Annotated in this window: 8 protein-coding genes and 1 pseudogene; 3 read left to right on the top strand and 6 right to left on the bottom strand. The window is 46.5% G+C overall.

The window, feature by feature from the left end; genetic code table 11:
- Window positions 1-355: 355 nt before the first annotated feature.
- From ABNN70_RS13605 to ligD, 3 genes are read left to right on the top strand one after another with little or no spacing between them, the layout of a single operon-like run.
- The gene (locus ABNN70_RS13605; protein WP_129928197.1) at window positions 356-1,174 is read left to right on the top strand and encodes a Ku protein; all 819 of its coding nucleotides are present in this window, start codon (window positions 356-358) and stop codon (window positions 1,172-1,174) included.
- Window positions 1,171-2,127: a DNA ligase gene (locus ABNN70_RS13600; protein WP_353948096.1), complete on the top strand. Its 957-nt coding sequence runs from the start codon at window positions 1,171-1,173 to the stop codon at window positions 2,125-2,127. Before ABNN70_RS13605 ends, ABNN70_RS13600 begins: the two co-directional genes overlap by 4 nt.
- Entirely contained in the window at window positions 2,120-3,040 is a 921-nt protein-coding gene (gene ligD, locus ABNN70_RS13595) for a non-homologous end-joining DNA ligase (protein WP_353948095.1), read from the top strand. Before ABNN70_RS13600 ends, ligD begins: the two co-directional genes overlap by 8 nt.
- Before the next feature lie 147 nt (window positions 3,041-3,187).
- Here the strand turns inward: ligD and ABNN70_RS13590 are convergent, their stop codons facing one another.
- The 6 genes and pseudogenes from ABNN70_RS13590 to ABNN70_RS13565 all read right to left on the bottom strand — a co-directional run.
- Window positions 3,188-4,084 (bottom strand): cation diffusion facilitator family transporter, encoded by an 897-nt coding sequence (locus tag ABNN70_RS13590; RefSeq protein ID WP_129928199.1) that lies wholly within the window; start codon window positions 4,082-4,084, stop codon window positions 3,188-3,190.
- A gap of 214 nt (window positions 4,085-4,298) precedes the next feature.
- Window positions 4,299-5,867, bottom strand: a complete 1,569-nt coding sequence (locus tag ABNN70_RS13585) for a DUF4173 domain-containing protein (RefSeq protein ID WP_353948094.1) — start codon at window positions 5,865-5,867, stop codon at window positions 4,299-4,301.
- Between the two features lie 240 nt (window positions 5,868-6,107).
- On the bottom strand, window positions 6,108-8,114 hold the full coding sequence (locus ABNN70_RS13580) for a fructose-1,6-bisphosphatase (RefSeq protein ID WP_353948093.1): 2,007 nt from the start codon (window positions 8,112-8,114) through the stop codon (window positions 6,108-6,110).
- A 223-nt stretch (window positions 8,115-8,337) separates the two neighbouring features.
- Window positions 8,338-9,747 (bottom strand): thioether cross-link-forming SCIFF peptide maturase, encoded by a 1,410-nt coding sequence (gene scfB, locus ABNN70_RS13575; RefSeq protein ID WP_129928201.1) that lies wholly within the window; start codon window positions 9,745-9,747, stop codon window positions 8,338-8,340.
- Between the two features lie 163 nt (window positions 9,748-9,910).
- Window positions 9,911-10,060, bottom strand: coding sequence for a six-cysteine ranthipeptide SCIFF (gene scfA / locus ABNN70_RS13570; RefSeq protein ID WP_129928202.1), 150 nt, complete (start codon window positions 10,058-10,060; stop codon window positions 9,911-9,913).
- Window positions 10,061-10,249: 189 nt separating this feature from the next.
- Window positions 10,250-12,612, bottom strand: a pseudogene (locus ABNN70_RS13565) (CocE/NonD family hydrolase); the annotation flags it as partial.
- Between the last annotated feature and the right edge of the window lie 260 nt (window positions 12,613-12,872).

The raw sequence follows: 12,872 nt of genomic DNA, 5'->3' as shown, positions 1-12,872 counted from the left end.
TGTCTGATCCATAATACTTTATGTTCCTGTCCATCAGTATGAGCGGGTATACGGAGCGGTCGAAAGGCCTTTTTTTATCCGCTTTCGTATGACAGGTATGAAAGCCATTGTTTTTGGACAGACTGCTTCGTAAAAGTGCATCGGAGTGGTTCCATATGGACGGGAACTTTTTTAAGGGTGCTGCATGGGCTATGCTGATTTGCCTGCCATTCTGGGCGCTCGTCATTTGTGTTCTGCTGTTTGTTTTCTAACCTCCTGAATAGGATGTGACCCATCCGGTTCAGGAGGTTTGTTATATCCGGTTTTCTGCATAGTCGTGGTACGGATCGTTCATACTATCCGCGAGGTGAACAAAATGCGTACCATGTGGAAGGGCTCCATACAATTCGGACTGGTTTATATTCCCATTAAACTATATACCGCGACAGAAGATAAAGACATCAAATTACGCATGCTGCATAAGGACTGCATGGCTCCGATTCAATACACGCGAACCTGTTCAAAATGCGGCAAATCCGTTGCCGGTGAGGACATTGTCAAGGCCTATGAATTTTCACCGGGGCGGTTTGTGCCAATCAGTGGACAGGAAATGAGCGATTTGCAGGAAGACGGAAATAAGAGCATCGAAATCATCCATTTTGTCAATCTCAGTGAAATTGATCCCATTTACTTTGAAAAGTCATATTTTATCGGTCCGGACAGCGGACAAGGGCTGCGTGCCTATTCACTGCTCCGTCAGTCAATCAGCGATTCCAGCAAGATTGGACTGGCCAATATCATCATTCGTTCCAAGCAGCATCTGGCTGCTATACGCAGTTATGGAAACGGCATGTTGCTCGAAACCCTGTATTATCCGGATGAAGTACGTCATATGAATGAGGTTCCCGGACTCGGGGATGTGACAATCCAGAATGACGAAAAAGAGCTCTCGATTGCCGGGCAGTTGATCAGCCAGCTGACGGCCGCATTCGAACCGAAAAAATATAAAGACGATTATCGGATGAAACTTGAGAAACTGATACAGGACAAAGTTGCCGGTATTCCGCCAGAAAAGAAAAAGGCTCCCGCAGCGCAGACCAGTGTTGTCGACCTCCTGTCGGCGCTGGAGGCCAGTGTCAGAGAATCAAAGCCGAAGAAAAGGGCAGGCGGACGCAGGAAGAAGACAGTCGGATGAAATGGGAGCCGATCATCCCTTTTGAACCGGTTATGTCCGATGAAATACCTGATGGAAAGGAATGGATTCATCAGGTCAAGTGGGATGGCGTGAGAGTACTGGCTTATTTTGAGGGAACAGAGACGCGTCTGTTTAACCGGCACGGGAACGAACGGACGGCAGTCTTTCCTGAAATTGCACGAGCTCAGAATTACCTGTCCGCTTCATCGGCCATTGTTGATGGTGAAGTGATTGCTCTGGATACATCTGGAAAGCCTTCTTTCCATGAAGTAATGAGGCGTGACGGGATCAGTCGTATGGAAAAAATACCTGTTCTTCGCCGGGAAGTTCCGATTACCTATATGATTTTTGATTTAATTTATCGCGATGGCGAGTGGATTGATCAAGTTCCACTCGAAAGAAGATGCGACATGCTGTCAGATGTGCTGATCGAGACTGGCCAGGTCCGCAGGGTCACTTCTGAAGAGGATGGATTTGCTCTATATCAGGCTGTGAAGCAGCAGGGCATGGAGGGCATCGTATCGAAAAATCTGAACAGCAAATACTTGATCAAGGGGAAAAATGGGTCATGGAAGAAAATCAAAACGGAGCGGGATCTCATTGCCGTAATCGGTGGTGTGACGCGGCGGTCATCCCGGTTCAATGCGCTGATGCTTGGTCTCTATAACAGACAGGGCCAGCTTGTTTATATTGGTCGTGCGGGGCCGGGCAGACTTTCGGAACAGCAGTGGCAGATCTTCACCAATCATGTCGGGCTGATCAAAACCTCTGTCTGCCCGTTTAGCAACCCGCCGGAAGCCATCAAAGATGTGCAGTGGCTGAAACCGGATCTGACCGTTAAGGTGGTCTACAGGGAGTGGACGCGGGGAGGCAATCTTCGGCAGCCGGTGATTCAGGCGATTACCGGACATCAGGCCGCGGCCGGCCTGTTTGAGGATGAGTCGCATGAATAAAGAGGCACAGATGTTACTTGAAGAGGAAATCAACATCACACATCCGGATAAGATCATCTGGGCTGATCCTGAGATTAACAAGGTTCAGTTTCTTTCCTACCTTGTCGCGGTCGCACCGGTCATGCTGCCTTTTTTAAGGCAGCGGGCGCTGACGGTGATTCGCTTCCCTCATGGAGCGGAGGGCCCGTCTTTTTTTCAAAAAAACTGTCCGGATTATGCGCCGGATTACGTGATGACGGCAGTTTACAGAGAAACACGGGCCATACTCTGTAACAATTTACGAACGCTGATCTGGCTGGGAAATCAGCTGGCTCTCGAATATCATCTTCCCTTCAGTCGTGTGGATTCATCCGGACCGGTGGAAATTGTCTTTGATCTGGATCCACCGGATGATTCGAAGTTTGCCCTTGCGATTAAGGCGGCGCAGGAAATGAAATCCATCTTTGACCGCCTGAATATTCGAAGCTTCCCTAAACTTACCGGAAGCAGAGGGCTGCAGATTCATATCCCTCTCCGGCCGGCATCACTGACGTATCAGGAGACGCGTCTGTTTACATCATTTGTCGCAAGCCTTCTCGTTGACGCTTATCCGGACCTGTTTACGACAGAAAGGCTGAAGAGGCGACGTGGCGGGAAGCTGTATATTGATTATGTGCAGCATGCACCTGGTAAAACCATGATCTGCCCGTATTCACCACGTGGAAAGGCGGGCGGGAAAGTCGCAGCACCCCTGTTCTGGGAGGAGGTCAACGAACAGCTGCAGAGGAATCGATATACCATTCCAGAAATGTTGAAAAGGATCAAACACAAGGGCAACCCGATGGCGGGTTATTTTGAAACTGACAATCAAGTCCTGATTCATATTGTATGGAAACTGAAAGAAAAAACTTTTCAAAATAATTTTACACACTAATATGGTAAAGTGATAAAATATATGCTATAGTATATGAGCAATAAATAAAGCAATACCCCCCATATGAGGACCCGCCGGTTCTCTTTTTTCTTTTCAAAATTCGGCGAGGGCAGGGAGGCAGAGGGAGTACATAAAAAACATGAGGCGTCACTGCTGAACCGGACGACTTTTCGGAAGATTTGGCTCCACGTGAACCGTGGCTGAAAAAATGCCATGTTTCTTCTCCAGGACCTTCTCAACTTCTGTTGAAATATCATGTGCATGGGTCAGTCCGGATTCGGGATTGACCAGAATGACCACATCAACAATGGTATTATTTCCATAGTTCCTTGCCTTGATCGTCCGGACGTCATCCACTTCAGAGATAGAACGGATCGTTTCTGTATATTCATTGATCTTTTTTTCATCAAATCCATCGGATAAATTAAAGGATGATTCTCTGAAAATATCCCAGCCGGTTTTACAGATCAGGATGCCAACAAGTATCGCGGCAACGGTATCCAGCCAGGGAAGATGTAACTGAGATCCGAAAACACCGACAGCAGTCCCGATGCTTACCCAGGCATCAGACAGATTGTCTTTCGCAGCTGCCATGACCGAAGAGCTGTTGATTTTTCTGGCAAGTTTTTTATTATAACGGTAAACCAAATACATAATGACTGCGCAAAAAATACCTGTCCATGCAGCTGTGACGTCAGGAATGGTCTGATCACCTGCAAAAATGGACCGAATGCTGTCGTATAGTACATTCAGTCCAACAGCGACCATGATGAATGAAGCAACCAGTGAAGCGATGGTTTCACTGCGCCAGTGTCCATAAGGATGATCACTGTCCGCGGGACGGCGGGACATTTTTAAACCAATCAGCACAGCAAGCGATGCAGCAATATCAGTCGCATTGTTCAGACCGTCTGCGCTTAAAGCCCTCGAATTCATGAAGAACCCGATAATCAGTTTGAGGCACGACAGAACAAGGTAAGCCATGATGCTGATCACTGCTCCCCGTTCCCCACGCTTCAAATTCATATATTTATCCTGAATCATACGAACACGTCCTCAGCTTCGCTAATCTCTCCACATATTACCAGTATGGCTGTGGGTGTGTCTACGGGAACTTTTTTTCTGATGCTTATCAAATTCACCATGCTGAAAAATATTTGCCTGCAGGTAACAAAAACTCCCTGCAGCAGGTGCAGGGAATCTCTATTATATCATGACTGACGTGAGTTTTTAACTTCAATCCAAACCGTTCATGATTTCAGGGCTCCTGGTATTCCACATGGGATTCATAACCGGGATGGAAGGTCAAATGGTATCCGGACAGGATTTTTCGTGCTCTTTCCTTTGAGAGGTTGAATGACTGCCAGGGCAGATCAGCGTCAAGGCGCTTTTTACGCTCCAGCAATTCATTTTCCATTCTTGCCGAGACACGTTCATCTTTTGCACCAAGCAGTCGGACAAGCTCCGGTACAGCATCATCTGACAGGGTCCCAAGATAGACGGTATCTATTTTACCGGTCATCTGGTATCGGTCAATGTTGTAGTTGGCAATCAGAGCATCTATGTTCAGATAATTAATAAGAACAAAAGCCGTAACAGAACTCAGGATCAGCCCCTTCCACAAATTGATGTTTTCCCTCCAGATACGGACCAGAGTGAGGATGAGCAGGACAAAGAGAAAGATCATAAAGGCATGCGTCAGAATGCGTAAATACGTAAAACCATACATCATTTCATACAGGTACATTCTGATGAATGCGGAAAGTAGCATGATGCCTGTGCACAGAACAAGCAGGGACTGAAAACTTTTTAAAACCAAGTTCATGCCTGTGCTACTTTTTCTGGTAAAGTAAATCAGGATAATCAGAATGGTAAAATTAATCAGTGTGACCAGTATCAGTTCAAAGAACCCGCGTCGGGCGTATTCGGCATAAGTGAAATGATCCGGGAGCGAGAAGGAAAAGCCGCTGAACAGATAGGAGAACTGGATCCAGGTAAACAGCAGGTAGATCATATTGATCATACTCAGCATGGTCACAGAGATGACAGGATCCAGACCGCTATCCGTGACCGTCTGTCTTTTCTTCGGAGACCGATCTGCACCGGAAGGAATAATCAGGCTCCACAAATAACTGAAGGTCAGGATCGCTACCCCCGCAGCAAATAGAAACTGTGGTAACCAATCATTAAAATTTAAATGAAAGAAAAACCCGGGAAGCCGGTTAACCAGACGTTCAAACTCAATGTCTGCCGATGCGAGAAGCGAGACAATAATGACCAGCAGAGGAACAGTAGCTATCACGCCCAGTATGACCTTCAGAAATGTGCTGTTTTTCTTCAGGCCCGATCGCGAACGAATGAATCCGGCAATGATCCGAAAGGGAAGCGCAATATAGGCGAACGGCCGATAGAAAAAGCCATAGAGTACATCTCTGATGAAAAAGAAGGAAGACCATTGCTCACTGGCTCTGCCGCTGATCAGTGTCGTTTGAATGACAATAAGTATGGGTATGGCAATAAAATTCAGTGCATGGAACAGCGGATTTGAGAAGATGAGCCAGGTCAGTGACAGCAGGCTCACCGGAATCAGCAGCAGCCAGCCGAAATCCGGCCTGATCCTCATTGCCTTACCGGCGTTCAGGAAAAATGCGCCATAAAAGGCGATCACAAAAATCGGATAAGACAATCCCGGATTTTTATCAAAAAAGAGGACATTCGCCAGAATACCGATAAGAGCAGCACTGACAATCAGTATCCAGCATCGTTTTTGATGAAGGGCAGCAGGTTGCATGTCTCCGTCTGTCTTTTGTGTTTTAAGAGGGTTCAATGTGTGACACTCCTTTACATGTCATTTTCAGGTTTAAGCTATGAGCAGAATTATTTTTCAGAACTGAGTATAACATATTTTATGTTGAAAAACAGTATAAATTTATTGATAAACGATAATTATATATTGAATATAAGCAAACAATGGGACAAAAAAACTCCGGGGATGGCTGAGCATCCCCGGAGTCAGATGAATATACGTTTATTTTATCCCGCATGAAACGGCAGTGCTGCTTCAGGGTCAACGAACATGGCCGGGTGCAGGATCACTGCCCGTAAAACCCTCACTGATTGATGTTTTACTTATTTTGGAATATTTATATTTTAAAAGATCTTTAAGGATTAAGATCTGTTCTTTCAGCGCTTTGCCGGTATTTGTTTCTGCAACTTTTTTTCGACGCAGTTCACGGTCGACCAGCCTGCGGACGGACAGGACATCGGAACCGGTTCGCAGGACATCGGCTTTCGATGAAAAGTGCTGATGGGCGACAAGCTGCATACCGTAAGAGTTATAAAGAAGCGTGTATCCGGCGATCCCCGTCTTTGGCTGATAAGCTTTAGAAAATCCACCATCAATGACAATCATTTTACCGTTTGCCTTAATTGGATTTTCTCCGTTTTTTTCTTCAACCGGTGTATGGCCGTTGATGATGTGTCCCTCATCTGGATCCAGATGGAATTCTGCCAATATCTTGCGGCAGACTCCTTCTTCAGCGCGCAGACGGTAATAGGGATTTTTCTTTTCCACATGCGTTTCTTTTTCACTGATAAAATACCGTTCGAAGGTGGTCATTTCCCTTTTCCCGAAAAGTGATGAATTCTCACCTGTCCATAAATACCAGACCATGTCGGTTGCCAGATCATCCGTCTTCTCAGGGTGCGCGAAGCACTCACGCAGGTTATGTTCAAAAAGATCAAGCAGCTCTTTTCCTGCGTATGTTTTTCCTTCAATGGTCATCTTTTTCATACTGCCATCTTCGTTGAGCGGGATGCACCCGTGGATCAGCAGATTGCCGTTATATTTCAGATAAAGGCTGCCTTTTCTGACAAGAAACTGCATATGTCTGGCGAGTTTTTCAGAATGCTGCACAGAGAACAGCAGTTTATCAATAACTTTTTCTTCTTCATCGAGCAACCGTTCAGGATGTTCAGGGTCAATAGTGGAAAAACAGGTGTTCTTCAGCTTCCATGTTTTACCGCCCAGTTCAATGGTATCACGGTTGTAATCTACTTTCTCCAGAACCAGACGGCGCTGCATTTGAAAATCTGGCCGGCGCTTAATAATTGGCATTTCCAGTTTAAACTGGATGATAGAGATAGCCTGATGCATCTTAGTAATCTGCAGGATCTCATTTTGGGTCAGCTGACCGTCATCCGGTCCCAGTTTTGGCCGAAATGCCGGATTGTCATCATAGTATTTTTCTGCCAGATTGAGCAGCGGGATCAGATTGATTCCGTACACATCCTCAATAATATCCAGATTATTATATCTGGCACATATGCGGAGAATATTGGCCAGGCAAACCTTTGATCCGGAAAAAGCGCCGATCCACAGGACGTCGTGGTTTCCCCACTGGATGTCTACTGAGTGGTAATGCATCAGGGTATCCATAATCTTATCCGGATCCGGCCCCCGGTCATAAATATCGCCTACGACATGGAGATGATCGACCACCAGTCGCTGAATGGTGTACGCAAGGCCAGTAATCAGTTTACCAGCTTCACCGAGTGACAGAATGCTCTGGATGATTTTCGCATAGTAGCTTTTTTTGTTGGAAAATTCATCGGTTTTATATAAGAGTTCCTCTGTAATATAGACGAATTGTTCAGGAAGGGCTTTGCGAACTTTGGAGCGGGTATACTTCGATGAGGCGAAAGCGACCAGACGAATCATTCGGGCAATCGTCTGACTGTACCACTGATTCAGTTCGTCTTCAGTTCTGATACTGCTTCTGATCAGTTTGAGTTTTTCCTCCGGATAATAGACGAGGACAGCAAACTCATTCATCTCTTCTTCAGGCAGTTCATTCTGGAATAAATCCCTGATTTTCTGTTTCACATTTCCTGATCCGTTTCGGAGCACATGCTGGAACGCATGAAATTCGCCGTGCAGATCACTGACAAAATGTTCCGTTCCCTTTGGCAGGTTTAATATCGCCTCCAGGTTGATAATCTCAGTAACGACTTTCTCTTCACAGTCATATTTCTCAGCAAGTAAATCAAGATACTTTTTATACTTTTTATCCAATGGCCAGCCTCCTCATTTTTGCCGAAAACAAGCTGTAAACGATTACACTGTCTTTCATCATCTATTATACAAGGAAAACAGGGTCAGAGGGTAAAATATGATATAACAATGATCAAAATGTGTTACCAGACTTTAACCGGAAAAATGAAAATAAAAAAACACCGGGCAGATTGCCGGTGTCAGGTATGATTCTATTTCAAGGTGTCCGTATCTCGCCGGGCAGTCAGGCTTCAGTTGCCCTTTGCTTCTGATCCTTCATAGCCTTCAGCGATTCAGCTGCTTTAATCATCATGGCACATTCGATCCGTTTACGGAAAACGTCACAGCTGAAAGAAAAATTTCCGTTCAGCGAACCGGTGGCATGGAGTGCATTAGCCGGACATCCGCCGCTGCAATACAATTTCGCCCAGCAGTCCCGGCATTCCGGTTTGCTGTAGCAGGTGACCTGTTTGAACCGGTTCTGAATCTCCGGCTTTATGATCCCGTCCCAGATGTTGCCCATGCTGTAGGCCGGGTCGCCGACAAACTGATGACACGGGAATAATTCACCCCATGGTGTGACCGCGAGATACTCTGTTCCGGATCCGCACCCGGAAATCCTCTTATGGATGCAGGGACCTTCCGTCAAATCCAGCATGTAGTGATAGAAGATGAAGCCGTGGCCCTGTTCTTCGCGTCTGAGCATCTCTTCAGCAAGCAATTCGTACTGGTGGTAAATCTCCGGAAGGTCTTCCTGCTTCAGGGCATAAGGTTCCTTCGGGTCGCAAATGACCGGTTCCATGGAGAGCCGTTTGAATCCCAGGTCAGCCATATGGAAAATGTCATTAGTAAAATCCACATTATTATGAGTAAATGTACCGCGTACGTAATATTCTTTATCTCCGCGCTTTTTGACGAAGTTTTGGAATTTCGGAACAATATAGTCGTAGCTGCCTTTTCCATTAACCGTTTTACGCAGCCGGTCGTGGACTTCCTTCCTGCCGTCAAGGCTCAGAACCACATTGTGCATTTCCTTATTCAGAAAATCAACGATCTCGTCTTTCAGCAGCATGCCATTCGTCGTCAGGGTGAAACGGAAAGTTTTGCCACATGCCTTTTCCTTGCTTCGGGCGTAGGCAACCAGCTGTTTGACTACTTTCCAGTCCATCAGCGGTTCACCGCCGAAGAAATCGACATCGAGATTTCGATGGAAACCACAGTTTTCAAGGAGAAAATCAATCGCCCGTTTACCGACTTCAAAGCTCATGATTGCCCGTGCGCCATGATATTTTCCCTGACTGGCAAAGCAGTAATCACAGGACAGGTTGCAGGTATGGGCCACATTCAGACAGAGCGCTTTAATATACGTTTTTCGTTTACTCAGATCGAAGGACAGATCTTTGTATGCATCTTCGCTAAACAGCTGTCCGTTTTCTTTCAGTTTGCCGACTTCATTCCATGTGTTCCTTATCTCCTCCTTCGTGACGTCTTCATGTCCCGTATATTTCTCCATCAGCTGCGAAATAATTTCTTCAGCGGTGTGATGTGAGTACAGGGCAATGACATCATAGGCCAGGTCGTCGACAACATGTACGGCTCCGCTGTAGGTATCAAGAACAATATTGTACCCGTTCAGTTTATATTGGTGAATCATAAGTGGTGTTGGACTCCTTTATGAAGAAAAATCTGCCGGCCGGCAAGTCGCGGGCGTTGCGGGGGCTTTGTTTTTCGAATACTTTTTTGACAATGTGATTCTTCTTATGGGATGAAAAACAGCCGTCTGCCGCAGATCAGGCAGACGGTTTCGCAAAGACCACTTATTTACCTGCCGGTTCAGCACATTTCTGATTAGCAACGCCACAGGAGGTTTTGCATGCAGACTGGCAGGAAGTCTGGCATTCACCATGGCCGCCATGTTTCATCGATTCTTTCAGATCCATCGTGTTCAGTGAGATGATTCTTTTCATCGGTTCGTCCCCTTTGATTAAAAACATTTTTATATCTTCACCCGAACAGTTTCCAAAGCAGCATGATCGTTGCTGATGGAAACCATTAACATTCATTATACAAAAGGGGACCGCTTCGTTCTGTGATTTTTCACATAGAAAAAGCAGCCGGTGAGGAATTTTATCGGCTGCTCAGTTCATTTTTGATTATTTGAAAGGAATCGTAAGAAAACTGTGGTCCAGTGCCAGTGAATAACGCAGAGGCTGGTTACCGCGCACAGTCATGCCGAAATCAGTGGCATAGACGATCAAGCCCAGACGGTGACCGGTAACCAGTTTATGGAAGGTCGGCTGTAATTCAGTGGCTATATCATAGAACTGATCCGGCTTCAGCTCATCCACCTTCCAGGTGTTTTCTCTGTTTTGCAGATTGATATGACCTTTTGTGATCATTTTGAAGGGAGTGGGAAACCTGGCTAATGTGAATTCACGAAGCCTGTCCTCACGCCAGTGATAGCCCAGATCCAGGCGCTGAATCGGGGAAGGTGAAGCATTCAGCCGGCGCGCTTCACCGTAGTCGACCAGCTGAAAACTGAGCAGGCCGAACGGGCGGTTCGAAGCGACCCGGGCATGAACGCCGACCTTTCCATCAATGATTCTGTCCCCGGTCATTTTTTCGGACTTAAGCAGCAACCGGTTTTCACTCAGCGGGTTTTTCTGATCATCGAGAATATCATGGGACCATTGATCAACATGCGCACAATAGCGATTAAAGACCTCCTCGGGCAGCTGATCTTTAAATGACAGAATCTGATGTGAATCGGGCTCTGAGGCCAGCTTTCCCGGGGAAAAATAAAGGGTGGATTTTTGCAGATCCGGTTCAGACCAATCCGGATAAGCATGCCAGGTTTCCGGAACGACATTATCCTGTACGATAACCGGCGGCAGAAGCTCTTTTACCCCGTTTGAGATGCCATACAGTTCGTGGCTGATCCAGAGATTAACGATATCTGTGTAATCAATAGAACGAAAGGCATTGATATAAATATGCTGTCCCTGATGCAGAATGATTTTTTTGCATACCGGGACATGACGCAGTTTCTGCCATAATTGTTCCGCCTGGCGGGGTTTGACGTTCCAGTCGTTCAGACCATGGACCATCAGAACATCGCATTTGATCTTTTGAACATTGTTTAAGTAATTACGGGCATCCCAGAAGGTATTGTAGTTGCCCGATTCACGGTCCATATCCCTGGCCATTTGCTTCATTTGTTTTTCAAAGAAGTTTTTTATGTTTAACTGGTAATCGGCGGCGGATTTCATCCTGCTTAATGTTTCAATAGCCAGCACATCCGCGTCTTCTCCGGGAAAACCGCGGGAGCCAGGGTCAGGCCGCCGGCGCGGTAATAATCGTACCAGGAAGAGATAGCTGCTTCGGGAATTATTGTTTTCAGGCCTTCAACACCGGTTGCAGCGGCTGCCGTAGCCAGCGTTCCCAGATACGAACGGCCGGTCATGGCGACAGAACCCGAGCACCACCAGGCATCGATTGCCATGTTATCGGTGCGATTGGTAAACGCCCGTCGCCTGCCGCTTAGCCATTCGATCACATCAATCGTCGCCTCTGTCTGCTGTGGGTCCCCGCAGGTCTGTATCCCGTCTGAATCCCGTGTACCGATTCCCGCAGAATAAACGACGGCGAACCCGCGTGCCAGAAAATAATCATTTAATGTATATGACCATTCATGACTGAATGTTTCACATGTGTCTTTTGTTGTTCCGGCAACCGGGCGCGGGTCGGGCAGTGAACATTTTCTGCCCTTCCAGGCAATATCCTCATAGTGAACGTCATCCGGCTTTTTTTCTGTAAGAGGGACATTCACATTATGGGTCGCTTTCTTCCCGGCTTCATCATTGATTCCCTGATTGTAAGGACTGGCAGTATAGAGGACGGGGACTTTGAGCCCTTTGTTTGTATCCTCCGGGCGGATGATTTCGACTTTGAGTAAATCACGCATACCGTCCTGATCGGCGTCAACAGAGGATTCGACATAGACGACCTCGCGAATCAGTCGGGAGGTATCGAAGACGGCCTGGGCTTTTCCATTAAAGAACAGGGGCTTTCTGTCAGCCGGTAAATCATAAAATGGGACGAAATATCCCTGATTCGTCAACTGATCCAGAAAGGTCTGTCCTCCCTTAGTATGGGTGGTCAGAAGCAGGTACCAGGCATCCAGTAACCGATCTGTATCCCATTCTCCCCTGGCATGAAGATAGGGCAATTGTATTTTCTCCATAGCCGCCAGCGGATCCTCTATATCATAGTCGATATCTGCGAGGAATCCGCACAGCTGAAGAGCGACAAGATAGAAGACTTTCCGGGTGACAGGCTGACCTGAGCTCAGGTAATCTGCCAGATTGATATCAGGGGCTGCGAGAATATTTTTCAGTTTGGCGTCAAAGGCACTTTCTCCTTTGACATTTAAAAAAGCTTTGCGCAGTAATAAACGATATGCAGCTGACGGCGTTGAAGCAGCCTGAACTGAGTCATCAATAAAATGAATGCGCTGCAATTCTTCAATCACCATCTGATGATCGGCGTTAAGCCTTGCAAATTGATTATTTTTCATTGAAAAGAACTCCTTATGTATTAGTCCTGATGGAGTTATTATAGCATGCAGCAGGACCTTCCGGCTTTCATGCCAGGTGAACCGGATTTCAAATGCAGTTAAATGATGAGATAACTCCATTCATATTGAGGATTTGTACAGTAGGGGAGGCCTGCTGAAGCGTTCGGGACTATAGAAATTGGCGGACTAAGTTGCCTTTTGTT

This window comes from Sporolactobacillus sp. Y61, assembly GCF_040529185.1.
Taxonomy (GTDB): domain Bacteria; phylum Bacillota; class Bacilli; order Bacillales; family Sporolactobacillaceae; genus Sporolactobacillus.
This window is presented reverse-complemented; position numbering and strand designations above follow the sequence as displayed.